This is a genomic window from Serinicoccus shuyuelongi (assembly GCF_045032955.1).
Lineage (GTDB): Bacteria > Actinomycetota > Actinomycetes > Actinomycetales > Dermatophilaceae > Ornithinicoccus.
The window spans coordinates 99,304-124,240 of the sequence record NZ_JBJFZU010000008.1 but is presented as its reverse complement, the minus strand read 5'-3'; the positions used below and the strand labels follow the sequence as shown (position 1 = coordinate 124,240).

Below are 24,937 nucleotides of genomic sequence, written 5' to 3'. Positions count from 1 at the left end.
GCCACCGGGCCGGTTCCCTGCGGGGTCAGTACCACTCGCGCCGGGGTATGCCGATCTCCTCGCGGAAGCCGTTCTCGGTGAGGTCGAAGTCGTAGTCCTCGCCGTCGGCCTCGGGGACGATGCCCGTGTCCCAGGGCAGGCCGACGTTCTGCCGCTCGATCAGCGGCTCCCCGTTCTCGTCGACGAAGCGCTCGCCCGTGCCGGGGTCGGTCCAGTGACCGGATCCGCCGCCCTGCGAGCGGTACTGGTTGATGTGCCCCATCTCGTGGAAGAGCACGACGATCGGCGGCTTGCCGGACCAGCCCTGCGGGTCGGTGGTGTTGTTGATCCCACCCTGGTAGGTCGGGTTGATCTCGATGGCATAGCCGTCGGGCCCGTGGCTGGCGAAACCGTTCTGCTCGTCCAGCTCGCGCAGCACCACCCTGTCCTTGCCCATCCCGAGGAAGCCGGACTCGTCGTAGTGGTTCCCCTGGGCCTCGAGCATCGCCTGGCCGGTCTCGCTGGAGGCCATCATCTGCAGGTCGGCGAGCATCCGCTCCCGGAAGGCGTCGCTGCCGTCGACCTCGAACTCGAGCCACCGGGTGTAGTGCTCCTCCGCAGGGATCTCGATGACGATCCGCTCCTCGCCGACGAGGTCGTCGCCGTCCTCGCCGGTCACCGTGTCGTCGCCCGCCCCACCGGCGAAGGTGTCGTCGCCGCTGCCGGCGTACAGGGTGTCGTCGCCGCGGCCACCCAGGCCGAGGTCGTCACCGAACCCACCGGAGACGATGTCGTCTCCGTCGCCGCCGAAGAGCGTGTCGTCGCCGCTGGCACCCTCGAGGTAGTCGTGGCCCTCGCCACCGCTGATGACGTCGTCACCGCCCATGCCGTACAGGATGTCGTTGCCCAGGCCGCCGAAGACCTGGTCGTCGCCGCCCCCGGAGTCGACGTAGTCGTCTCCGTCGCCGCCGAGGACCGTGTCGTCCCCGCTGCCCAGCTCGGCGATGTCGTCGCCGGCCCCGGCGAAGAGCTCCACCGGCCCGGTCGCCTCCCGACCGGTCACCGTGTCGTCGCCGTCCCCGGTCGAGAAGCGCAGGCTCACGTCCACCCCGGGCGGGACGGAGATGGTGTCGTCACCGCTGCCGGTGTTGATGACCACGTCCTGACCGGCCGGGATCCGGATGTCCTCGACGATGCACTGGTCCTGGGTGTAGTGGGTGATCCGCAGGGCGGTCTCCCCGGTGTCCGGGTCCACCAGGACCTGGACGTCGGTGTCGAGGTCGCCGGTCGTCACCGTGGTGGTGTCGCCCAGGGTCGTCTGCTGGATGCCGTAGGTCACCCCGGTCGGGTGGTCCCAGGCGGGGGTGCCTCCGGCGGGGCCGGCCCAGGCGTCGGCCAGGGCGCCGGCCTCCGTGCCCACCGCCGACAGGTTCCCGGCCCGTCGGCCGAGGCTCTCGCGGACGCCGCTGAGGATGGAGCCCGCGGTGGCGCGCTCGCCGTCGATCTCGGTGGGGCGGTCCTCCTCCTCGGCCCAGGAGAAGGTGACCTGACCGTCCGCCCGGGAGACCGAGGTGCAGCGTGCACCGGCCCGCACGTAGGAGGTGTCCAGGTCCGCCTGTGCGTCGTCGAGGACGGACGTGATCCCCTGCAGCACCTGCTCGACGCGGCCGACGAGGTCGCTGCCCCGCTCCAGCGCGACCTTCAGCCCTGGGGCGTAGGCGTGGTACGACGCCGCGTGAGCGCCCTCCCAGTGCTGGGCCAGGTCCTCTCGGGTGCTGCCCACCGTCCCCGCGGTGTCCGCCAGGGTCGTCGCCAACGTGGTGAGCCGGCCGCGAGCCGTGACCAGCCACGAGGTGTTCGCCTGCAGGTCCCACACGTCGTGGACGGTGGTGCTGCTCACCGTGTCCCCTCGGGGAGCTCGACGACCTCGCTGCACACGGTGGTGGTGCCGGAGGCGTTCGCGGCGATGGTGGACGCGTACGGCTCCTCCTGACCTGGTTCCGGTCCCGGTGCCAGCTGCACGCAGACCTCGACGCCGGTCACCGCCGCGGGATCCTGCAGCGGGTCCTCGGTCACGGTGATGGTCCGGGTGCCCTCGGGCAGGTCCGTGGCCAGGGGCAGGGTGACGAAGGCGGTGTCCTCGAGCGTTCCACCCGGCTCCACGGTGGCACTGCCCACCCGGTGCAGGTCGGTCGGCAGCACCCCGTCCGGTATGCCGAACACCTGCTTGGACAGGCGCGCCACGTCGGGGGAGCTGCCGGCGCTGACCCAGACCGCGGCGCTCGCGGTGACCGAGGACCGGGTCTGGCCGGAGCCACGGTCGGTGGCCACCTTGATCGGCTCAGGGCCGTCGTTGGTGACGGTGTAGGTCACGAGCACGCCCTCGAGCCCGGCGGTGAAGCCCTCCGGTGCCGTGGCCGGGGTCGCGCTCGCGTCGACGGACACGCTGAAGGCGTCCGGCTCCGCGCTCGTCCGGGTGTCCTCGTCGGCGGGCGGGCCGGTGGTCGCGGGCGTGGTCTCCTCGGTGCCCATCTGCTCCTCCTGGCTGCCGCACGCGGCGAGGGTCATGATCATCGTCAGCGCCACGGCGGCGCCCCGTCCCCGTGCCCTCATGGGGGGACGGTCCCGCCGCCGGCCCCTCCACCGGCTCCACCACTACCGGCCCCTCCACCGCCGCCCTCCGCGTCGTTCGCGGCGGTGTCGATCTCCCGCGAGGCGCGCTGCAGGTGGTGACCGTCCGTGGCGCAGGTGTCCCCGAGCCGCCCCGTCGCGCGGACCAGCTCGGCCAGCGCCGCGTCGAAGGCGGCAGCCACCCCGCTGCCGGTGGCCGCCCGTCCCAGCGACGCCTCGTCGAAGGTGCGGTACGCCCCCAGGGCGGTCTGCCCGCCCTGCAGGTCGATCGCACAGTCCATCGTCGTGCTGCCCGACCCGTTGAGCCGAGCAGGATCCCCACCCACCATCTGTCGACCTCCTGGCAGCGAGGCTAGCGCACCGTCGCCCTCAGCGCGCCTCGCCCAGCAGAGCCTGGATCCGGCCGACGCCCTCGCGCAGGTCGTCGTCGCCCAGCGCGTAGGACAGGCGGAGGTAGCCGCTGGGCCCGAAGGCCTCGCCGGGCACCACCGCGACCTCCACCTCGTCCAGGATCAGGGCGGCCAGCTCGGCCGACGTCTGCGGGGTGCGGCCCCGGATGGTCCGGCCCAGGACCCCCTGCACGCTGGGGTAGGCGTAGAAGGCACCCTGCGGGACCGGGCAGTGCACGCCCTCGATCGCGCTCAGCATCTCGACCATCAGCCGGCGCCGCCGGTCGAAGGCCAGCTTCATCTCCTCGACCGCGCCCAGGCTGCCCTCCAGCGCGGCGATCGCGGCGCGCTGGGACACGTTGGCGACGTTGGAGGTGGCGTGGCTCTGCAGGTTGGTGGCCGCCTTGACGACGTCCTTGGGGCCGATCATCCAGCCCACCCGCCAGCCGGTCATGGCGTAGGTCTTGGCGACGCCGTTGAGCACCACGCAGGTGTCCGCCAGCTCGGGCACCAGCACCGGCATCGAGGGCGCCTGGGCGCCGTCGTAGAGCAGGTGCTCGTAGATCTCGTCGGTGATCACCCAGATGCCGCGCTCGAGCGCCCAGCGCCCGATCGCCTCCACCTGTTCGGGCGGGTAGACCGCGCCGGTCGGGTTCGACGGTGAGCAGAACAGCAGCGCCTTGGTGTGCTCGGTGCGCGCCGCCTCGAGCTGCTCCACGGTGACGAGGTATGCCTGGTCGGCCCCCGCGAAGACGTCCACCGGGGTGCCGCCCGCCAACTGGATCGCCTCCGGGTAGGTGGTCCAGTAGGGCGTGGGCAGGATGACCTCGTCACCCGGGTCGAGCAGCGCCGCGAAGGTGTTGTAGACCGCCTGCTTGCCACCGTTGGTGACCAGCACGTTGGCCGGCTCCACGGCATACCCGGAGTCGCGGCGTGTCTTGGCGACGATGGCCGCCTTGAGGTCGGGCATCCCGCCGGCGGGGGAGTAGCGGTGGTTCGCCGGTACGCTGCACGCCTCGACGGCGGCCTGGACGATGTAGTCGGGGGTGGGGAAGTCGGGTTCGCCGGCGCCGAAGCCGATGACGGGGCGTCCTTCGGCCTTGAGGGCCTTCGCCCTGGCGTCGACCGCCAGGGTCGCGGACTCGGCGATGGAACCGACACGGGCACTGATGCGGGTCTGCGGGCTCACCCGCCCATCTTTGCACCTGTGGACGCGCGTCACGTAGACTGCCCATTCGGGTGTTCGCACCACGCACCAGCCTGCCCCCCAACGGCGGCCGGTGCCGCGGTCCCCGGGTGAAGGGCAATAGCTCAATTGGTAGAGCACCGGTCTCCAAAACCGGCGGTTGGGGGTTCGAGTCCCTCTTGCCCTGCGCGAGCGACGTGCAGGCAGAGCATGGACGTCGCGACCAACCAGACCTGCAACAGGAAGGCGATCCGTGGCGAACCCCGCCCGCGACACCGATGGTGCCGCCCGCAGCGAGCCTGGCTCCGGCCAGTCGGTGCGCCCGGCCACCTTCGTCGAGCAGGTCCTGGCCGAGCTGCGCAAGGTCGTCCAGCCCACGCGGCAGGAGCTCATCACCTACACGATCGTCGTGTTCGTCTTCGTCGTCGTGATGATGGCCTTCGTCTTCGGCCTCGACCAGCTGTTCCAGCGGCTGGTCGGCCTCGTCTTCGGGGCCTGACCGCCGCTCCTCGTCGCCCCCGCGCCGAGGCACCACACCTGAGGAAGTAGGGCATGTCCGAGCACACCCCTGACCATGACCAGGTCACCGCCGAACAGTCCGTGCAGGACGCCGACCTCGACGTCGCGTCCGCGGCGGACGGTGCCACCGACTCCTCGGCGACCGACCCCGTGGAGGACGCCGTCTACGGGGAGGACGACGAGGTTCACTCCGAGCCGGTCGCCGACCCGGCGCCCGAGGGTGCGGAGCCGGCCGACGAGGACGGCGACGACGCCGAGGCCGTGGTGGACCCCCTGGAGGAGTTCACCTCGGTGCTGCGCGGCAAGTACGGCGACTGGTTCGTCGTGCACTCCTACGCCGGCTACGAGAACCGGGTGAAGCACAACCTGGAGACCCGTATCACCAGCCTCAACATGGAGGACTACATCTTCGAGGTGGAGGTCCCCATGGAAGAGGTGACCGAGATCAAGAACGGCCAGCGCAAGCAGGTGCGCCGCGTCCGGATGCCCGGCTACGTGCTGGTCCGGATGGAGCTCACCGACGAGTCGTGGGGAGCCGTGCGGCACACGCCCGGCGTCACCGGCTTCGTCGGCAACGCCCACCAGCCGGTGCCGCTCTCGATCGACGAGGTCGTCTCCATGCTGGCCCCGACCTTCGACACCCCGGCCCCGGCCGCCGGATCCTCCGCCGCCTCCGGCCAGCAGGACTCCGGGTCCTCCCGCTCCGCGCAGCCGCAGGTCGACTTCGAGGTCGGCGAGTCCGTCACCGTCATGGAGGGTCCGTTCGAGACCCTTCCCGCCACGATCTCCGAGATCCTGCCCGAGAGCAACAAGCTCAAGGTGCTGGTCTCGATCTTCGGCCGCGAGACCCCGGTCGAGCTGTCGTTCAACCAGGTCGCCAAGATCTGATCCCCCCGGGGCGCGGACCCGCGCCCCGGACTGCAACCGGGTCATCGCCCACGGCGTCGGCCCACCGACGAAGGAGAAATCAGCATGCCCCCCAAGAGCAAGAAGGTCTCCGGCTTCATCAAGCTGCAGATCCAGGCCGGTGCCGCCACCCCCGCCCCGCCCGTCGGGCCGGCGCTGGGTCAGCACGGTGTCAACATCATGGAGTTCGTCAAGGCCTACAACGCCGCGACGGAGTCCCAGCGTGGCAACGTCATCCCGGTCGAGATCACGGTCTTCGAGGACCGTTCCTTCACCTTCATCACCAAGACCCCGCCGGCCGCCGAGCTGATCAAGAAGGCTGCCGGCGTCGCCAAGGGGTCCGGTGAGCCGCACAAGACGAAGGTCGCGAAGCTGACCGACGCGCAGCTCACCGAGATCGCGGAGATGAAGATGCAGGACCTCAACGCGAGCGACCTGGAGATGGCCAAGCGGATCATCGCCGGCACCGCGCGCTCGATGGGCGTCACCACCGAGTGATCACCCTGAGGTATGCCGGTCCGCCCCCCGGGCGGCACGGCATACCTCGCACTGTGGCAGGGCCTGCGCCGGCCCGTACGACCACAGCTCCCACCACACCGAATGGAGTGCACGATGAAGCGCAGCAAGGCCTACCGCGCCGCGGCGGACAAGCTCACCGAGGGCACGCTCTACACCCCTCGTGAGGCGATCCGCCTGGCCAAGGAGACCAGCACCACCACCTACGACGCGACCGTCGAGGTCGCCCTGCGACTGGGCGTCGACCCGCGCAAGGCGGACCAGCTGGTCCGTGGCACCGTCAACCTGCCCGGCGGGACGGGCAAGACCGCCCGCGTCCTCGTCTTCGCCAACGGCGACAAGGCCGAGGCCGCCCGCGAGGCCGGTGCCGACTACGTCGGCTCGGACGACATGATCGACAAGGTCTCCGGCGGCTGGACCGACTTCGACGCCGTGGTCGCGACCCCGGACCTGATGGGCAAGGTCGGCCGTCTGGGCAAGATCCTGGGCCCCCGCGGCCTGATGCCGAACCCGAAGACCGGCACCGTGACGATGGACACCGGCAAGGCCGTCTCCGACATCAAGGGCGGCAAGATCGAGTTCCGCGTCGACAAGCACAGCAACCTGCACTTCATCATCGGCAAGACCTCGTTCGACGAGGCCACGCTGGCGGAGAACTACGGTGCGGCCATCGAAGAGGTGCTGCGGCTCAAGCCGTCCAGCTCCAAGGGCCGGTACGTCACCAAGGCCACGATGGCCACCACGATGGGCCCCGGCATCCCGCTGGACCCGTCGCGCGTGGGCTCCGTGGTGGAGGTCGCCGCAGGCGAGTGAGCGGTCGACGAGGCCCCCGGTGAGCGAGAGCTCGCCGGGGGCCTCTGTCGTCCCCACGCCCGTATGCGCCCCGACCCCAGGGGCGCTTACGGCCCTGAGGGGTCGCACGCACCTCAGAGACACCACGGCGCCGGCCGTTCGCCCACCCTGGGCGGATGGATGACGCGCTGAGCCTGCTGCTGGCCACCCACCGAGGGGTCGCCGGCACCCGGGACCTCGAGGCGTTGGGCCTCGGGTCCGAGGCGGTCCGGGACCTGGTCGCTCGCGGGCGCCTGGTGCGCCTGCGCCGGGGGACCTTCGTGGACGGCGAGCTCTGGCGGGCCGCCCCGCCCTGGGACCGGCACCACCTCCGGGCTCGTGCCGTGGCGCGGGAACGCGCCGGGGCGGCGGTGGCGCTGAGCCATCACAGCGCCCTCGCCGTCCAGGGCATCGGGGTGCACGGCGTCGACGAGCGCGTGCACCTGGTCCGCACCGTCCCGGGGCGCTCCCGTGCCGACCGCACGGTGGTGGTGCACCAGCAGGTGCCGTCACCCTTCCTCGCCGACCGCGAGGGCACCCGCTGCGTGGTCCCGGCGATGGCCTGCCTGCAGGTGGCGTCCCGCTTCGGTGTCGAGGCCGGCCTGGTGAGCGCGGACGCCGCGCTGCACACGGGCGTCATCGACCGCGCCGCCCTGGACGTCGCTGCTGCCGCGCTCGGCCCGGTGACCGGTCGCGGCCGTGCACTCAGGATGATCGAGCTGGCCTCGGCGCGCAGCGAGTCGGCGGGGGAGTCCCGCTGCAGGTGGGTCTTCGTGCTGGTCGGCCTGCCCGACCCCGAGCAGCAGGCCGAGATCCGGGACGCCGCCGGGGCGTTCGTGGCCCGGGTCGACTTCCTCTTCCGCGACGCCGGAGTGGTCGTGGAGTTCGACGGGATGCTGAAGTACGGGGACGCGGCGGCCCTGCGCGCCGAGAAGGTCCGGGAGGACCGCCTGCGCGAGCTCGGCTACGAGGTCGTCCGGCTCACCTGGGCCGACCTCGCCTCGGGTGCCACGGTCGCCGGCAAGCTGCACGCCGCCTTCGCCAGAGCTGCTGCCCGGCCCGGCACCCACGCGCGAGCTCTCACCGGCCCGGCCTCCTGAGCCACCACCGCCCACACGCCCCACAGGCCCCATGTCGCCAGGAAACCCTGGATCCGCCGCCGTCAGAACCTGCGCGGATCTGCCTGGCGTGGCGCCTGGTGTCGTGGGGCTGGGGACTCGGGGGACCGCGCCCTTGAGTATGACGGCCCTGCGGCCCTCAGCCCTTCGAGACCTCGGGCAGCCGCCACGACACGGCCGCCCCGAGGAGCCCCAGCACCGCGAGGAAGACCAGGGCGGGCAGCTGGCCGAAGAGCGCGAGCCCGGCGCTGACGGCACCGGTGACCAGCAGCACCAGCCCCATCGCGGTGTTCGACACCGCCACGTAGCGGGTGCGCTGGTCGCCCTCGGCGACGTCCACGACATACGTCTTGCGGGCGACCCGGACGCCCACGTGCACCAGGCTGATCACCAGGTATGCCCCGACCAACGTCACCGGCAGCACGACCGAGCCGTCCGGCGCCAGCGCGACCACCAGCACCACGACGAGGACGGCCAGCGAGGCGACCAGCGACCCGAGCACCATCACCAGGCGGCTCGACCGGTCGGCCAGCCGGCCGAAGACCCGACCCCCCACGGCCGACGCCACGCCCTGGGCGATCACGAAGGAGCCCAGCCCCGCCAGCACGGACCCGCCTGCGTCCACGGCCAGGGTCACGATGAAGGGCGGCGCCAGGGCCGACACCAGCAGCAGTGTCCGGGCCAGCACGAAGGACCGGAAGGCCCGGTCACCGCGCAGCAGGTCCACCGTGTCCCGCCACCAGGGCGCGTGCTCCTGCGCGTCGGCCGCAGGCTCCTCCGGGATCCCGGCATAGACGACGATGCCGACGCACCAGGCCAGCGCGGCACCGACCAGGAAGGCGGCCAGGGTGCCGGCCGACAGCGACGGTCCGAGGGCGTGCAGACCCAGCCCCACGGCGATCGCGGCCACGCCGGAGATGGCTGTGGCCGTGCCGGTCACCTGTCCGCGCTGCCCCTTGGGCACGCTGCGTCCTTGCACGTCCTTGGCGGCGATCGAGCACAGCGCACGGCCCAGGGCGAAGCAGGTCAGTGCCACCAGCACGGCCGCCCCGGCGGGTGCGCCCACCAGCAGCACCGCGGCGGCGGCCATCCCCAGCGTGGACACGCCCTGGACGGCCGCGCCCAGCATCCACACCCGGGTGCGGCGCGGGCGTGCGGCCACCCGCGGCGCCAGCGCGGCCTGCGGCAGCATCGACCCGGACTCCCGCAGCGGCACCAGCAGCGCCACCATCGCCGCGGGGGCCCCCAGCACGGAGAACAACCAGGGGAGGACGGTCTTGGCGTTCACCACCTGGTCGCCGACGTTCTGCAGGGCGTTGGCGACGATCAGGCGGACGCCCCCGGCGGCCACCCGGCCGCTGCCGCCGAACTCCTGCTCGGCAGCGGGGTCCGGCTGCACCAGCCGGTGGTAGACGTGCTCTGCGGGGGGTTCGTGCATCGGACCATCATCCCCCGGGACCGCCCAGGGGGCCGCGTCGTGCTGCCGGATTTGTCCGTGCCGCGCGCGATGCCCTACCCTGAGGGGCATACCCACAGACCGCCGGTTGTCGGCGTGCCCCGGACGTGCAGACGTCCTGGACCATGTCGGCCGAAGGTTCCCACGACAGGGACGCCAGCGTAGGTGACACGAGCTTGAGCTGCGGCGGTATGCCGACGCAGACCTGATGAGCCCTGGCGCCTGCGCCGGGGCTCTTGTCGTGTCGGGCCGGGGGGTATCCGGCACCACGACGTGAAGGAGGCCAGTATGGCGACGCCCGAGAAGGCTGCTGCCATCGCCGAGCTGACGGAGAAGTTCCGCAGCTCCGGTGCGGCCGTGCTGACGGAGTACCGCGGCCTCAAGGTGAGTCAGATCACCGAGCTGCGGAACACCGTCCGTGAGCACGCCACCTACGCCGTGGTGAAGAACACGCTGACCAAGCGTGCTGCTGCCGAGGCCGGTATCGACGGACTCGACGAGCACCTCCAGGGCCCCACGGCCATTGCTTTCGTGACCGGTGACCCGGTCGCGGTCGCCAAGGGTCTGCGTGACTTCGCCAAGGCCAACCCGGCCCTGGTCATCAAGGGCGGTGTCTTCGACGGTGCGCCGTTGACGCCCGCCGAGATCACCAAGCTCGCGGACCTCGAGTCCCGCGAGGTCCTGCTGGCCAAGCTGGCAGGTGCCATGAAGGGCAACCTGTCCAAGGCCGCCGGCCTGTTCGCCGCACCGCTGTCCTCCACCGCACGGGTGGTCGACGCGCTGCGCGCGAAGGTCGAGGCGCAGGGCGGTTCCACCGCAGGGTCCGAGTCGGCTGCTGCCGACGAGGCTCCGTCGGCCGAGGCCGACACCCCCGCCGAGGCTCCGGCCGAGGCGACCACCGACGTCGCCGAGGGTGGCGACGAGAGCTGAGCCGAGCCCCACGGGGCACGGTCCGGTTCACCATCACAACGCCACTCACGGCACAGAAGAGGAAGGAACGCCACCATGGCGAAGCTGAGCACCGAGGAGCTCCTTGAGCAGTTCAAGGAGATGACCCTCATCGAGCTGTCCGAGTTCGTCAAGGTCTTCGAGGAGACCTTCGAGGTCACCGCCGCCGCCCCGGTCGCCGTCGCGGCCGCCGGTCCGGCCGGTGGTGGCGAGGCCGCCGCCGTCGAGGAGCAGGACGAGTTCGACGTCGTCCTCGAGGCCGCGGGCGACAAGAAGATCCAGGTCATCAAGGAGGTCCGTGCGCTGACCTCCCTGGGCCTCAAGGAGGCCAAGGACCTCGTCGACGGGGCGCCGAAGCCGGTCCTGGAGAAGGTCGACAAGGACGCCGCGAACAAGGCCAAGGAGCAGCTCGAGGGCGCTGGCGCCACCGTCACGCTCAAGTGAGCCGCGCCGGGCGTCGTGAGGTGACTCACGGCTGACCCGGACGCTCCACTCCGCCTCGGGCGGGGTCGCACCCACGGGTGCGACCCCGCCCGCGTCGCGTTCCGGGCCCTGTGCGAGGGGGGCACGCCCGGACCATTGCTTGACGGGAGGGTGGGGGAGGGAGCACCATCGAGTCACGCAACTGCCGGTGGGCAGGTGCCGGGACGATCCCGGGGGCGCGGCCGCCCCCGACGCCGGCATCGGAGACCGAGCACCCCGTCGTCCCGATTGGACGTCGGGTCAGTCATCCGTGTACAGTCGTACTTTGCGCTGCCCTGCACCTGTCTCCGATCTCCGCTAGATGCGTCGGTGCGCGCCCCGGCCGGTCGACCGAGGCGCCTGACACCCTCGAATCGCGCTGTATCCGAAGCAGGTCCTGGTCACGCCTGACCGCCGCTCAACCATAGGCCCGTGGAAGGACCATCCTTGGCTGCCTCGCGCACTGCGAAGAAGACTGTGTCCACCGCTCAGACGGCGTCCGGCCGCCTGAGCTTTGCAAAGATCCGGGAGCCGATGGAGGTCCCAGACCTCCTCGCTCTCCAGACGGAGAGCTTCGACTGGCTCCTGGGCAACGAGGCCTGGCAGGCGCGGGTCGCCGCTGCCCAGGCCGAGGGACGTGACGACATCCCGGCCGCCTCCGGTCTGGAGGAGATCTTCGAGGAGATCTCCCCGATCGAGGACTTCTCCGGTTCCATGTCGCTCAGCTTCCGGGACCACCGGTTCGAGGAGCAGAAGTACACGGTGGAGGAGTGCCAGGAGAAGGACATGACCTACTCCGCGCCGCTCTTCGTGACCGCGGAGTTCATCAACAACTCCACCGGTGAGATCAAGAGCCAGACGGTCTTCATGGGCGACTTCCCGCTGATGACCCCGCGCGGCACGTTCATCGTCAACGGCACCGAGCGTGTCGTCGTCTCCCAGCTGGTGCGAAGCCCGGGCGTCTACTTCGAGCGCAGCCTCGACAAGACCTCCGACAAGGACATCTACTCCTCCAAGGTCATCCCGAGCCGCGGCGCCTGGCTGGAGTTCGAGATCGACAAGCGCGACCAGGTGGGCGTGCGCGTCGACCGCAAGCGCAAGCAGAGCGTCACCGTCCTGCTCAAGGCCCTGGGCTGGACCAACGAGCGGATCCTCGAGGAGTTCGGCGACTACGAGTCGATCCGCCTCACCCTGGAGAAGGACCACACCACCAACCAGGACGAGGCGCTGCTCGACATCTACCGCAAGCTGCGTCCGGGCGAACCGCCCACCAAGGAGGCCGCGCAGACGCTGCTGGAGAACCTCTACTTCAACCCCAAGCGCTACGACCTGGCCAAGGTCGGCCGGTACAAGCTGAACAGCAAGCTGGGTCAGCAGGCGCCGCTGGGTGACTCGGTGCTCGCCATCGACGACATCGTGGCCACCATCAAGTACCTCGTCGCGCTGCACGCCGGCGAGGTCACGGTGCCCAGCCCGAGCGGCGAGGTACCGGCCGAGGTCGACGACATCGACCACTTCGGCAACCGTCGTCTGCGCAGCGTCGGCGAGCTCATCCAGAACCAGGTCCGTACCGGCCTGTCCCGGATGGAGCGCGTCGTCCGCGAGCGGATGACCACCCAGGACGTCGAGGCGATCACGCCCCAGACGCTGATCAACATCCGGCCGGTCGTCGCCTCCATCAAGGAGTTCTTCGGCACCAGCCAGCTGTCCCAGTTCATGGACCAGAACAACCCGCTCTCCGGGCTCACCCACAAGCGTCGTCTCTCGGCGCTGGGCCCCGGCGGCCTGTCCCGTGACCGGGCCGGCATGGAGGTCCGTGACGTCCACACCAGCCACTACGGCCGGATGTGCCCGATCGAGACCCCTGAGGGACCGAACATCGGTCTGATCGGGTCGCTGGCCTCCTACGGCCGGATCAACCCGTTCGGCTTCGTCGAGACCCCCTACCGGCGGGTCAAGGACAACAAGGTCACCGACGTCGTGGACTACCTCTCGGCCGGCGAGGAGGACCGTTTCGTCATCGCGCAGGCCAACGCCCAGCTGGCTGACGACGGCACCTTCCTCGACGAGCGCGTGCTGGTCCGGGCCCGTGACGGCGAGGCCGTCGACGTGCCCGCCGAGGACGTGGACTACATGGACGTCTCGGCGCGCCAGATGGTCTCCGCCGCGACCGCGATGATCCCGTTCCTCGAGCACGACGACGCCAACCGCGCCCTGATGGGTGCCAACATGCAGCGTCAGGCGGTGCCGCTGGTCCAGGCCGAGGCCCCGCTGGTCGGGACCGGTATGGAGCACCGCGCCGCGCTCGACTCCGGCGACGTCGTCCGGGCCATCAAGCCCGGCGGGGTCCAGGAGGTCTCCGCGGACCTGGTCACCGTCGCCAACGACGACGGCACCTACCAGTCCTACCGGATCAACAAGTTCACCCGCTCCAACCAGGGCAACTGCTACAACCAGCAGGTCCGGGTGGACGTGGGTGACCGCGTGGAGGCGGGTCAGCTCATCGCCGACGGTCCCGCCACCGACGGTGGCGAGATGGCGCTAGGACGCAACCTGCTCGTCGCGTTCATGCCGTGGGAGGGCTACAACTACGAGGACGCGATCATCCTGTCCCAGCGGTTGGTGCAGGACGACGTGCTCTCCTCGATCCACATCGAGGAGCACGAGATCGACGCCCGTGACACCAAGCTGGGTCCGGAGGAGATCACTCGGGACATCCCGAACGTCTCCGACGACGTGCTGGCCGACCTGGACGAGCGCGGCATCATCCGCATCGGTGCCGAGGTCCGCGACGGCGACCTGCTGGTCGGCAAGGTCACGCCCAAGGGCGAGACGGAGCTGACCCCGGAGGAGCGCCTGCTGCGCGCCATCTTCGGCGAGAAGGCGCGCGAGGTCCGCGACACGTCGATGAAGGTCCCGCACGGCGAGACCGGCACGGTCATCGGCGTCAAGGTGTTCGACCGCGAGGAGGGTGACGAGCTGCCCCCGGGCGTGAACCAGCTGGTGCGCGTCTACGTCGCCAACAAGCGGAAGATCACCGACGGCGACAAGCTCGCCGGCCGGCACGGCAACAAGGGCGTCATCTCGCGCATCCTGCCCGTCGAGGACATGCCGTTCCTGGAGGACGGCACCCCGGTGGACGTCATCCTCAACCCGCTGGGCGTGCCCGGCCGGATGAACATCGGCCAGATCCTGGAGCTGCACCTCGGCTGGGCCGCGGCGCAGGGCTGGGAGATCGTCGACAACCCCGAGTGGGCCGAGCTGATCCCGTCGGACGCCCGCACCGCACCGCCCCGGACCCGGGTCGCCAGCCCGGTCTTCGACGGCGCCCGCGAGGAGGAGATCGCCGGTCTGCTCGACTCGACGACCCCGACCCGTGACGGCGACCGGCTGATCGGTCGCAGCGGCAAGACGAAGCTCTACGACGGTCGCTCCGGCGAGCCGTTCCCCGAGGACATCTCCGTCGGCTACATGTACATCCTCAAGCTGCACCACCTCGTGGACGACAAGATCCACGCGCGCAGCACGGGTCCGTACTCGATGATCACCCAGCAGCCGCTCGGTGGTAAGGCGCAGTTCGGTGGACAGCGCTTCGGTGAGATGGAGGTGTGGGCGTTGGAGGCCTACGGCGCCGCCTACGCGCTGCAGGAGCTGCTCACCATCAAGTCGGACGACGTCACCGGCCGGGTGAAGGTCTACGAGTCGATCGTCAAGGGCGACAACGTCCCCGAGCCGGGGATCCCGGAGTCCTTCAAGGTGCTCATCAAGGAGATGCAGTCGCTGTGCCTGAACGTCGAGGTCCTCTCCTCGGACGGCAGCCACATCGACCTGCGCGAGTCGGACACCGAGGTGTTCCGCGCCGCCGAGGAGCTCGGGATCGACCTGAGCCGCCGCGAGCCCTCCTCGGTCGAGGAAGTCTGATCGAGGAGCGCGCGTAGCGCCCGCTCCTCGCACGTAGGTCGCCGGGCGGAGCCCGACAGCTCCGCCCGGCGACAAAGCAGAACGAATTCTTTAATGCATACCTGACGACAAGGGAGCACGAAGTGCTGGACGTCAACTTCTTCGACGAGCTGCGGATCGGCCTGGCCACGGCCGAGGACATCCGCACCTGGTCCCACGGCGAGGTCAAGAAGCCGGAGACCATCAACTACCGCACCCTGAAGCCCGAGAAGGACGGCCTCTTCTGCGAGAAGATCTTCGGCCCCACCCGGGACTGGGAGTGCTACTGCGGCAAGTACAAGCGGGTCCGCTTCAAGGGCATCATCTGCGAGCGCTGCGGCGTCGAGGTGACCCGGGCCGGGGTGCGCCGTGAGCGGATGGGCCACATCGAGCTCGCCGCCCCGGTCACCCACATCTGGTACTTCAAGGGTGTCCCGAGCCGGCTGGGCTACCTGCTGGACCTGGCGCCGAAGGACCTGGAGAAGGTCATCTACTTCGCGGCCTACATGATCACGCACGTGGACGTGGACGGTCGTCACGACGACCTGCCCAGCCTCGAGGCGCAGATCCAGACCGAGAAGAAGCAGCTGGAGACCCGGCGTGACTCCGACGTCGAGACCCGCGCCAAGAAGCTCGAGTCCGACATCGCCGAGCTGGAGGCCGAGGGCGCCAAGTCCGACGCCAAGCGCAAGGTCAAGGACGGCGCCGAGCGCGAGATGAACCAGATCCGGCGTCGCGCCGACGCGCAGATCGAGCGCCTGGAGCAGGTCTGGGACCGGTTCAAGAACCTCAAGGTCCAGGACCTCGAGGGCGACGAGATCCTCTACCGCGAGATGCGTGACCGCTTCGGCATGTACTTCGAGGGCGGCATGGGTGCCGCGGCGCTGCAGAAGCGCCTCAAGAGCTTCGACCTGGACGCCGAGGCCGACTCGCTGCGCGAGATCATCGCCAACGGCAAGGGGCAGCGCAAGACCCGCGCCATCAAGCGGCTCAAGGTCGTCAGCAGCTTCCAGCACACCAAGAACGAGCCGGCCGGCATGGTCCTGGACTGCGTCCCGGTCATCCCGCCGGACCTGCGGCCGATGGTCCAGCTGGACGGTGGCCGGTTCGCGACCTCCGACCTCAACGACCTCTACCGCCGCGTCATCAACCGCAACAACCGCCTCAAGCGGCTGCTCGACCTCGGCGCCCCCGAGATCATCGTGAACAACGAGAAGCGGATGCTGCAGGAGGCCGTCGACAGCCTCTTCGACAACGGCCGTCGCGGCCGCGCGGTGACGGGCCCGGGCAACCGGCCCCTGAAGTCGCTGTCCGACATGCTCAAGGGGAAGCAGGGTCGCTTCCGGCAGAACCTGCTGGGCAAGCGCGTCGACTACTCCGGCCGTTCGGTCATCGTGGTCGGCCCGCAGCTGCGCTTGCACCAGTGCGGTCTGCCCAAGCAGATGGCGCTGGAGCTGTTCAAGCCGTTCGTGATGAAGCGCCTGGTGGACCTGGACCACGCGCAGAACATCAAGTCCGCCAAGCGGATGGTGGAGCGTGGCCGGCCGGTCGTCTGGGACGTGCTGGAAGAGGTCATCACCGACCACCCGGTGCTGCTCAACCGGGCACCCACCCTGCACCGCCTGGGCATCCAGGCCTTCGAGCCGCAGCTGGTCGAGGGCAAGGCCATCCAGATCCACCCGCTGGTCTGCACCGCCTTCAACGCCGACTTCGACGGCGACCAGATGGCGGTCCACCTGCCGCTGTCCGCGGAGGCGCAGGCCGAGGCCCGGATCCTCATGCTCAGCTCCAACAACATCCTCAAGCCGGCCGACGGCCGACCGGTGACCATGCCCACCCAGGACATGATCATCGGCCTGTTCCACCTCACCTCGCCGACCCTCGCCGGTGACCCCGGCGCGGCCTGGCTGGTGGACGAGGACGGCACCAAGCACCTGCGCAGCTTCGGCTCCGTGGCGGAGGCCCAGATGGCCTTCGACGCCGGGCAGATCGGTCTGGGCACCCAGATCCGGCTGCGCCTGAACCAGACGGCACCGCCGCTGGGCTTCGAGCTGTCCGAGGACGCGGTGGTGAGCGAGGACGGGGTCGTCGAGACCTTCGTCATGGAGACCACGCTGGGCTGCGCGCTCTTCAACGACGCGCTGCCGCCGAACTACGACTACGTCAACGAGGTCGTCGACAAGAAGCGTCTGTCCGGGATCGTCAACGACCTGGCCGAGCGCTACACCAAGGCGCAGGTCGCGGCCAGCCTGGACTCGCTCAAGGACGCCGGCTTCTACTGGGCGACCCGCTCGGGCACCACGGTGGCCGTCTCGGACGTGCAGACGCCGGAGCGCAAGATCGAGATCCTGTCCACCTACGAGGCCAAGGCCGCGAAGGTGCAGCTGCAGTACGAGCGTGGTCTGATCACCGACGACGAGCGCCGTCAGGAGCTCATCGAGATCTGGACCCAGGCGACCAACGAGGTGGCCAAGGAGCTCGAGACGACGATGCCCAAGGACAACACCATCTACCGGATGGTCACCTCGGGCGCCCGAGGCAACTGGTTCCAGCTGCGGCAGATCGCGGGTATGCGTGGCCTGATGGCCAACCCGAAGGGCGAGATCATCCCGCGTCCGATCAAGTCGAACTTCCGCGAGGGCCTGTCCGTCCTGGAGTTCTTCATCTCGACGCACGGCGCCCGTAAGGGGCTGGCGGACACCGCGCTGCGGACCGCCGACTCCGGGTACCTCACCCGTCGTCTGGTCGACGTCAGCCAGGACGTCATCATCCGCGAGAACGACTGCGGCACCGACCGCGGCTTCGTGATGCCGATCGCCCAGCGGGGCGCCGACGGCGCGCTGCGCGAGCACGACGACGTGGAGACCTCGGTCTACGCCCGCTCGCTGGTGGGTGACGTCGAGGTGGACGGCGAGGTGCTGGCCGAGAACGGCATGGACCTCGGCGACGTGGTCATCGACCGCCTGGTCGCGGCCGGTGTCGAGGAGGTCAAGGTCCGTTCGGTCCTGACCTGCGAGTCGCTGGTCGGCACCTGCGCGAAGTGCTACGGCCGCAGCCTGGCGACCGGCAAGCTGGTCGACATCGGCGAGGCCGTGGGCATCATCGCGGCGCAGTCGATCGGTGAGCCCGGCACCCAGCTGACGATGCGGACCTTCCACACCGGTGGTGTGGCCGGTGACGACATCACCCAGGGTCTGCCGCGTGTGGTCGAGCTCTTCGAGGCACGCACCCCGAAGGCGGTCGCCCCGATCGCCGAGGCGACCGGCCGGATCGAGGTGGAGGACACGGACAAGAGCCGTCGCCTCCTGCTCACCCCGGACGACGGCTCGGACGAGCACGCCTACCCGGTCAGCAAGCGGGCCCGCCTGCTGGTCGCCGACGGCGACCACGTCGAGGTCGGCACCCAGCTGGTGGTCGGCGCGATCGACCCGAAGCAGGTGCTGCGCATCCTCGGTCCGCGGGCCACCCAGCAGCACCTGGTCGACCAGGTGCAGGGTGTCTACCGCCAGCAGGGCGTGTCGATCCACGACAAGCACATCGAGGTCATCGTCCGGCAGATGCTGCGTCGGGTGACGATCATCGAGGCCGGCCAGACCGAGCTCCTCCCGGGCACCCTCGCCGAGCGTGGGCGCTTCGAGACCGAGAACCGTCGGGTCGTCTCCGAGGGCGGACGTCCGGCCTCCGGTCGTCCGGAGCTGATGGGCATCACCAAGGCGTCGCTGGCGACCGACAGCTGGCTGTCGGCGGCCTCCTTCCAGGAGACCACCCGCGTCCTCACCGAGGCCGCGATGGAGGCCAAGAGCGACCCGCTGCTGGGCCTGAAGGAGAACGTCATCCTCGGCAAGCTGATCCCCGCCGGGACCGGCCTGAACCGTTACCGCAACCTCACCGTGGAGCCCACGGAGGAGGCGAAGGCCGAGGCCTACGCGGTGCCGGACTACGAGGACTTCGACTACGCGGGTGCCTTCGGCCAGGGCAGCGGCGAGGCCGTGCGCCTCGACGACGTCCCGGTCGACGACCGCCGCTTCTGAGCAGCTGAGCACCGCCAGGGGCGGGTATGCCGTGACCCACGGCATACCCGCCCCTGGCGTCTGTCCCGGGTCGGTCCCCACGCCCGGGCGGCCGCTGCCGCCGCCCGGTGATGATTTGGCCGGACCCCCCGGCTGCCGGTAGTCTGGAGAGCCGTGTGTGGGCTAGGTCCTGCACGCGAGCGGGTGCACCTCACCCGCACCACCTCCCGCCGGGCAGCCCGCCCTGGTCCCCGTGCCGCAGCTGCGGCGCACCGGAGCAGGACGGGAAGTGCAGGGGGGAGCAGCGTGACCGACACACCCGAGGTCGGGTGCGCCGGGAGCGCACAACCCAAGGAGCGTGCCACGGGCAGCAGCCCGGGCGCACGAGAGACCACGACGACTGACGGAGAATCAGTGCCTACGATCAACCAGCTTGTCCGCAAGGGCCGGCAGGACAAGGTCAAGAAGACCAACTCCCCGGCCCTCAAGGGCAACCCGCAGCGCCGCGGCGTCTGCACCCGCGTCTACACGACCACCCCCAAGAAGCCGAACTCCGCCCTGCGCAAGGTCGCCCGTGTGCGGCTGACCAGCGGCGTCGAGGTGACGGCCTACATCCCGGGTGTCGGTCACAACCTGCAGGAGCACTCGATCGTGCTCGTGCGCGGTGGCCGGGTGAAGGACCTGCCCGGTGTCCGCTACAAGATCATCCGTGGCTCGCTCGACACCCAGGGTGTCAAGGGTCGCAACCAGTCCCGCTCCCGGTACGGCGCGAAGAAGGAGAAGAAGTAATGCCTCGTAAGGGCCCTGCTCCCAAGCGTCCGCTGATCAACGACCCGGTCTACGGCTCGACCCTGGTCACCCAGCTGGTCAACAAGATCCTGACCGACGGCAAGAAGTCCACCGCCGAGCGCATCGTCTACGGCGCCCTGGAGGGCTGCCGCGCCAAGTCCGGCACGGACCCGGTGCAGACCCTCAAGCGCGCGCTGGACAACGTCAAGCCCGCCCTCGAGGTGAAGTCCCGCCGCGTCGGTGGCGCCACCTACCAGGTGCCGATCGAGGTCAAGCCGAACCGGTCCACGACCCTGGCCCTGCGCTGGTTGGTCGGCTACTCGCGGCAGCGCCGTGAGAAGACGATGACCGAGCGGCTGATGAACGAGATCCTCGACGCCAGCAACGGTCTGGGTGCCGCGGTCAAGCGCCGCGAGGACACCCACAAGATGGCTGACGCCAACAAGGCGTTCGCGCACTACCGCTGGTAAGCGGCACCCCGAACCCTTCCCGACCCGAACCAGAGAAGAGAGACTGTGGCACTCGACGTCCTCACGGACCTCAACAAGGTCCGCAACATCGGCATCATGGCTCACATCGATGCCGGCAAGACGACGACCACCGAGCGGATCCTGTTCTACACCGGTATCAACTACAAGATCGGTGAGACCCACGACGGTGCATCCACGATGGACTGGATGGAGCAGGAGCAGGAGCGCGGCATCACCATCACGTCGGCCGCGACGACCTGCTTCTGGAAGGACTCCCAGATCAACATCATCGACACCCCCGGGCACGTCGACTTCACCGTCGAGGTGGAGCGGTCGTTGCGGGTGCTCGATGGTGCGGTCGCCGTCTTCGACGGCAAGGAGGGCGTGGAGCCGCAGTCCGAGACGGTGTGGCGCCAGGCGGACAAGTACGACGTCCCGCGCGTCTGCTTCGTCAACAAGATGGACAAGCTCGGTGCGGACTTCTACTTCACCGTGCAGACCATCAAGGACCGCCTGGGCGCGACTCCGCTGGTGATCCAGCTGCCGATCGGTGCCGAGAACGACTTCATCGGCGTCGTCGACCTGGTCAAGATGCGCGCCCTCACCTGGCGCGGCGAGGTCGCGATCGGTGAGGACTACACCGTCGAGGAGATCCCGGCCGACCTGCAGGACAAGGCCGCCGAGTACCGCGAGAAGCTCGTGGAGCAGGTCGCGGAGTCCACCGACGAGCTGATGGAGAAGTACCTCGACGCCGGTGAGCTGACCGAGGACGAGCTGGTCGCGGGGATCCGCGAGCTGACCGTCACCTCCCAGGCCTACCCGGTGCTGTGCGGCTCGGCGTTCAAGAACAAGGGCGTGCAGCCCATGCTCGACGCCGTCATCTCCTACCTGCCCTCGCCCCTGGACGTCCCGCCGATGGTCGGCCACGACGTCAAGGACGAGGAGGTCGAGATCATCCGCAAGCCCTCCTCCGACGAGCCCTTCGCGGCGCTGGCCTTCAAGGTCGTGACGCACCCGTTCTTCGGTCGTCTCACCTACGTCCGGGTCTACTCGGGCCGGGTCGAGGCCGGAACCGGCGTGCTCAACGCCACCAAGGGCTCCAAGGAGCGCATCGGCAAGCTGTTCCAGATGCACTCCAACAAGGAGAACCCGGTCGAGTTCGCAACCGCCGGCCACATCTACGCGATGATCGGCCTCAAGAACACGACCACCGGGGACACCCTCTCCGACAGCGCCAAGCCGGTGCTGCTGGAGTCGATGAGCTTCCCGGAGCCGGTCATCCACGTGGCGATCGAGCCCAAGACCAAGAGCGACCAGGAGAAGCTGTCCACGGCGATCCAGAAGCTCGCCGAGGAGGACCCCACCTTCTCCGTGAAGCTGGACGAGGAGACCGGCCAGACCGTCATCGGCGGGATGGGCGAGCTCCACCTGGACATCCTGGTCGACCGGATGAAGCGTGAGTTCAAGGTCGAGGCGAACGTGGGCGCCCCCCAGGTCGCCTACCGGGAGACCATCCGCAAGACGGTCGAGAAGTACGACTACACCCACAAGAAGCAGACCGGTGGGTCGGGCCAGTTCGCCAAGGTCCAGATCCGGCTCGAGCCGATGGAGACCACCGACGGTGAGCTCTACGTGTTCGAGAACGCGGTCACCGGTGGTCGTGTGCCGAAGGAGTACATCCCCTCGGTCGACCACGGCATGCAGGACGCCATGCAGCTCGGCATCCAGGCCGGCTACCCGGTGGTGGGCATCAAGGCCACGCTGCTGGACGGCGCCTACCACGACGTCGACTCCTCGGAGATGGCGTTCAAGATCGCCGGCTCGATGGCCTTCAAGGAGGCGTCGCGTCGGGCCGACCCGGTCCTGCTCGAGCCGACCATGGCCGTGGAGGTCCGGACCCCGGAGGAGTACATGGGTGAGGTCATCGGCGACATCAACGCGCGCCGTGGCCAGATCCAGTCCATGGAGGACGTCTCGGGCGCCAAGGTCGTCCGCGGTGTCGTGCCGCTCTCCGAGATGTTCGGGTACGTTGGTGACCTTCGGTCCAAGACCCAGGGACGCGCCAACTACACGATGCAGTTCGACTCCTACGCCGAGGTTCCCCGGAACGTCGCGGAGGAGATCATCAAGAAGGTCCGCGGCGAGTGAGCTGACTCACTCCGTCCGCGGAGTGATGGACCGAGCAACACCCATCCATTGAACGTCGTCACGGCCCCGCGCCGATGACGGTCGCACATCGCAAGTCCAGGAGGACACCCAAGTGGCGAAGGCCAAGTTCGAGCGGAGCAAGCCGCACGTCAACATCGGCACCATCGGTCACATCGACCACGGTAAGACGACCCTGACTGCTGCCATCTCCAAGGTGCTGCACACCAAGTACCCGGACCTGAACGAGGAGTCGGCCTTCGACTCCATCGACAAGGCTCCGGAGGAGAAGCAGCGCGGGATCACGATCTCGATCGCGCACATCGAGTACCAGACCGAGAAGCGCCACTACGCGCACGTCGACTGCCCCGGTCACGCCGACTACGTGAAGAACATGATCACCGGCGCGGCGCAGATGGACGGTGCGATCCTCGTGGTCGCGGCGACCGACGGTCCGATGCCGCAGACCAAGGAGCACGTCCTCCTGGCCCGCCAGGTCGGCGTCCCCTACATCGTGGTGGCCCTGAACAAGGCCGACATGGTGGACGACGAGGAGATCATGGAGCTCGTCGAGATGGAGGTCCGCGAGCTGCTGTCCTCCTACGAGTTCCCGGGTGACGACCTGCCGGTCGTGCGCATCTCCGCGCTGAAGGCGCTGGAGGGCGACGAGAAGTGGGGCCAGAGCATCCTCGAGCTCATGGACACGGTGGACGAGTACATCCCCGAGCCCGAGCGTGACCTGGACAAGCCGTTCATGATGCCCGTCGAGGACGTCTTCACGATCACCGGTCGTGGAACCGTCGTCACCGGCCGTATCGAGCGCGGCATCCTCAAGGTCAACGAGGAGATCGAGATCGTCGGTATCCGTCCTGGCTCGACCAAGACGACCGTCACCGGCATCGAGATGTTCCGCAAGCTGCTCGACGAGGGTCGTGCGGGCGAGAACGTCGGTCTGCTGCTGCGTGGCACCAAGCGTGAGGACGTCGAGCGCGGCCAGGTCATCGTGAAGCCGGGCACCATCACCCCGCACACCGAGTTCGAGGCGCAGGCCTACATCCTGTCCAAGGACGAGGGTGGCCGTCACACGCCGTTCTACGACAACTACCGCCCGCAGTTCTACTTCCGTACCACGGACGTGACCGGCGTCGTGCACCTCCCCGAGGGCACCGAGATGGTCATGCCGGGCGACAACACCGACATGAAGGTCGAGCTCATCCAGCCGATCGCCATGGAGGACGGCCTGATGTTCAACATCCGTGAGGGTGGCCGCACCGTCGGCGCCGGTCGGGTCACCAAGATCCTCAAGTGAGGATCTGAGTTCCCCGCCCCGCACGGCGAGGTCGAGCCCCCGTCACCAGCTGGTGACGGGGGCTCGTCCGTGTCCGGGGCCGTGTGACACGCTGTGTCCATGCTGCTGTGGTACGCCAGTTACGGCTCCAACCTGTGCCGGGACCGCTTCCTCACCTACCTGCACGGGGGACGGGCCGTCGGTGCCGCACGCGGCCATGCCGGGGCGCGGGACCGGAGCCTTCCGCTCGGCGACCAGCCGCTGCACCTGCCCGGGGGTCTGCACTTCGCCGGGACGTCGACGACCTGGGGTGGGGGAGGGATGGCGTTCTACGACCCCTCGGTGCCGGGGGAGGTGCTGGCCCGGGCATACCTGGTCACCGAGGAGCAGTTCGCGGACGTCGCAGCCCAGGAGATGCGGCGGCAGCCGGGAGCCGACAGCCACGAGGGTGCGGCGGTCGCCGCCGCGCTGTCCCAGGGCAGGCACGTCGGGGGGCCGGGGAACTACGAGACCGTCCACCGGGTCGGTGAGATCGATGGTGACCCGGTGGTGACCTTCACCGCGGACGTGCCGTCCCGGATCCCCACCAACCCCCCGGTGGCGGCCTACCTGCAGGTGATCGCCCGCGGCCTGCGGACGGGTCACGGGCTCGGCCCGGTCGAGGTGACGGACTACCTGATGCGCAGCCCGGCGGTCGGTGAGCACTGGGAGCGGGCGGACGTGCACCGTCTCGCGGTCGCCGCCTGAACCCCGATTTGAGGTCCGGGTGCGCGCCGTGGCACACTAGGCAGGTTGCTTGACGCGTGCTGCACACCCACGTGTGCGTCACCGGCCGTCGACACGCGGATCCGACAGGGTCCCGGGTGATGGCAGCGCAAGCCCCGGCGCGAGAATCGCCGGCACGGACACCGCCCCGGTCATGAGCAGGACGACGGGGATGCGTCCGCGGAGAGGGCGACACGCCCGACCGCGGGGGCCGGTGATCCTGCCGAGTGGCCGGCCAAGATTGTTCCAGCATGACGACGAGAGAGAGTCAGACAAGCGATGGCGGGACAGAAGATCCGCATCCGGCTTAAGTCGTATGACCACGAAGTCATCGACAGCTCGGCGCGCAAGATCGTTGACACGGTGACCCGTGCTGGCGCCACGGTGGTCGGCCCAGTGCCGCTCCCGACGGAGAAGAATGTCTTCTGCGTCATCCGGTCGCCGCACAAGTACAAGGACAGCCGCGAGCACTTCGAGATGCGCACGCACAAGCGCCTGATCGACATCGTCGACCCCACGCCCAAGGCGGTCGACTCGTTGATGCGTCTCGACCTGCCGGCGGACGTGAACATCGAGATCAAGCTGTGAGT

General features: G+C 69.4%; 20 protein-coding genes and 1 tRNA gene. 16 read left to right on the top strand and 5 right to left on the bottom strand.

Going from position 1 to position 24,937, the window contains the following annotated elements; genetic code table 11:
- Positions 1-25 precede the first annotated feature (25 nt).
- The 4 genes from ACI3EY_RS11325 to ACI3EY_RS11310 form a co-directional block, all read right to left on the bottom strand.
- Complete coding sequence (locus ACI3EY_RS11325) at positions 26-1,879, bottom strand: M91 family zinc metallopeptidase (protein ID WP_405040466.1); 1,854 nt, start codon at positions 1,877-1,879, stop codon at positions 26-28.
- Positions 1,876-2,592 carry a hypothetical protein gene (locus tag ACI3EY_RS11320; protein WP_405040465.1) on the bottom strand — a complete coding sequence of 239 codons (717 nt, stop codon included), beginning with the start codon at positions 2,590-2,592 and terminating at the stop codon, positions 1,876-1,878. The genes ACI3EY_RS11325 and ACI3EY_RS11320 overlap by 4 nt, the downstream gene beginning before the upstream one ends.
- Positions 2,589-2,891, bottom strand: coding sequence for a hypothetical protein (locus tag ACI3EY_RS11315; protein WP_405036458.1), 303 nt, complete (start codon positions 2,889-2,891; stop codon positions 2,589-2,591). Before ACI3EY_RS11315 ends, ACI3EY_RS11320 begins: the two co-directional genes overlap by 4 nt.
- An 88-nt stretch (positions 2,892-2,979) precedes the next feature.
- Positions 2,980-4,188: a pyridoxal phosphate-dependent aminotransferase gene (locus tag ACI3EY_RS11310; RefSeq protein ID WP_405040464.1), complete on the bottom strand. Its 1,209-nt coding sequence runs from the start codon at positions 4,186-4,188 to the stop codon at positions 2,980-2,982.
- A 111-nt stretch (positions 4,189-4,299) separates the two neighbouring features.
- Between ACI3EY_RS11310 and ACI3EY_RS11305 the strand changes: the two genes are divergently transcribed.
- From ACI3EY_RS11305 to ACI3EY_RS11280, 6 genes are all read left to right on the top strand, one after another.
- A tRNA-Trp gene (locus ACI3EY_RS11305) sits at positions 4,300-4,372 on the top strand.
- Positions 4,373-4,438: 66 nt separating this feature from the next.
- Positions 4,439-4,684: a preprotein translocase subunit SecE gene (secE, locus tag ACI3EY_RS11300; protein ID WP_405036460.1), complete on the top strand. Its 246-nt coding sequence runs from the start codon at positions 4,439-4,441 to the stop codon at positions 4,682-4,684.
- A 53-nt stretch (positions 4,685-4,737) separates the two neighbouring features.
- A complete protein-coding gene (gene nusG, locus ACI3EY_RS11295) occupies positions 4,738-5,592 on the top strand; it encodes a transcription termination/antitermination protein NusG (protein WP_405040463.1) in 855 nt (284 codons plus the stop codon).
- 84 nt (positions 5,593-5,676) lie between these two features.
- Positions 5,677-6,108: a 50S ribosomal protein L11 gene (rplK, locus tag ACI3EY_RS11290; RefSeq protein ID WP_405036462.1), complete on the top strand. Its 432-nt coding sequence runs from the start codon at positions 5,677-5,679 to the stop codon at positions 6,106-6,108.
- 114 nt (positions 6,109-6,222) lie between these two features.
- On the top strand, positions 6,223-6,939 hold the full coding sequence (rplA, locus tag ACI3EY_RS11285) for a 50S ribosomal protein L1 (RefSeq protein ID WP_405036463.1): 717 nt from the start codon (positions 6,223-6,225) through the stop codon (positions 6,937-6,939).
- 155 nt (positions 6,940-7,094) lie between these two features.
- Positions 7,095-8,057, top strand: coding sequence for a type IV toxin-antitoxin system AbiEi family antitoxin domain-containing protein (locus ACI3EY_RS11280; protein ID WP_405040462.1), 963 nt, complete (start codon positions 7,095-7,097; stop codon positions 8,055-8,057).
- Positions 8,058-8,214: 157 nt separating this feature from the next.
- Here the strand turns inward: ACI3EY_RS11280 and ACI3EY_RS11275 are convergent, their stop codons facing one another.
- Positions 8,215-9,513, bottom strand: coding sequence for an MFS transporter (locus tag ACI3EY_RS11275; RefSeq protein ID WP_405040461.1), 1,299 nt, complete (start codon positions 9,511-9,513; stop codon positions 8,215-8,217).
- Positions 9,514-9,819: 306 nt separating this feature from the next.
- Here ACI3EY_RS11275 and rplJ point away from each other — a divergent pair, with 306 nt between their 5' ends.
- The 10 genes from rplJ to rpsJ all read left to right on the top strand — a co-directional run bounded on the left by rplJ (position 9,820) and on the right by rpsJ (position 24,935).
- Positions 9,820-10,461: a 50S ribosomal protein L10 gene (rplJ, locus tag ACI3EY_RS11270; protein ID WP_405036466.1), complete on the top strand. Its 642-nt coding sequence runs from the start codon at positions 9,820-9,822 to the stop codon at positions 10,459-10,461.
- Between the two features lie 75 nt (positions 10,462-10,536).
- A complete protein-coding gene (gene rplL, locus ACI3EY_RS11265) occupies positions 10,537-10,923 on the top strand; it encodes a 50S ribosomal protein L7/L12 (protein ID WP_405036467.1) in 387 nt (128 codons plus the stop codon).
- A 465-nt stretch (positions 10,924-11,388) separates the two neighbouring features.
- Complete coding sequence (gene rpoB / locus ACI3EY_RS11260) at positions 11,389-14,862, top strand: DNA-directed RNA polymerase subunit beta (RefSeq protein WP_405036468.1); 3,474 nt, start codon at positions 11,389-11,391, stop codon at positions 14,860-14,862.
- Between the two features lie 122 nt (positions 14,863-14,984).
- The gene (locus ACI3EY_RS11255) at positions 14,985-18,911 is read left to right on the top strand and encodes a DNA-directed RNA polymerase subunit beta' (RefSeq protein WP_405036469.1); all 3,927 of its coding nucleotides are present in this window, start codon (positions 14,985-14,987) and stop codon (positions 18,909-18,911) included.
- A gap of 393 nt (positions 18,912-19,304) precedes the next feature.
- Positions 19,305-19,679, top strand: a complete 375-nt coding sequence (gene rpsL, locus ACI3EY_RS11250; RefSeq protein ID WP_010148679.1) for a 30S ribosomal protein S12 — start codon at positions 19,305-19,307, stop codon at positions 19,677-19,679.
- Complete coding sequence (gene rpsG / locus ACI3EY_RS11245) at positions 19,679-20,149, top strand: 30S ribosomal protein S7 (RefSeq protein WP_405036470.1); 471 nt, start codon at positions 19,679-19,681, stop codon at positions 20,147-20,149. The genes rpsL and rpsG overlap by 1 nt, the downstream gene beginning before the upstream one ends.
- 45 nt (positions 20,150-20,194) lie before the next feature.
- Positions 20,195-22,297 (top strand): elongation factor G, encoded by a 2,103-nt coding sequence (fusA, locus tag ACI3EY_RS11240; protein ID WP_405036471.1) that lies wholly within the window; start codon positions 20,195-20,197, stop codon positions 22,295-22,297.
- Positions 22,298-22,409: 112 nt separating this feature from the next.
- Positions 22,410-23,603 carry an elongation factor Tu gene (gene tuf / locus ACI3EY_RS11235; RefSeq protein ID WP_405036472.1) on the top strand — a complete coding sequence of 398 codons (1,194 nt, stop codon included), beginning with the start codon at positions 22,410-22,412 and terminating at the stop codon, positions 23,601-23,603.
- A 99-nt stretch (positions 23,604-23,702) separates the two neighbouring features.
- Entirely contained in the window at positions 23,703-24,329 is a 627-nt protein-coding gene (locus ACI3EY_RS11230; RefSeq protein WP_405040460.1) for a histone deacetylase, read from the top strand.
- 297 nt (positions 24,330-24,626) lie between these two features.
- Positions 24,627-24,935 (top strand): 30S ribosomal protein S10, encoded by a 309-nt coding sequence (gene rpsJ, locus ACI3EY_RS11225; RefSeq protein WP_006946210.1) that lies wholly within the window; start codon positions 24,627-24,629, stop codon positions 24,933-24,935.
- The last annotated feature ends 2 nt before the right edge of the window (positions 24,936-24,937 follow it).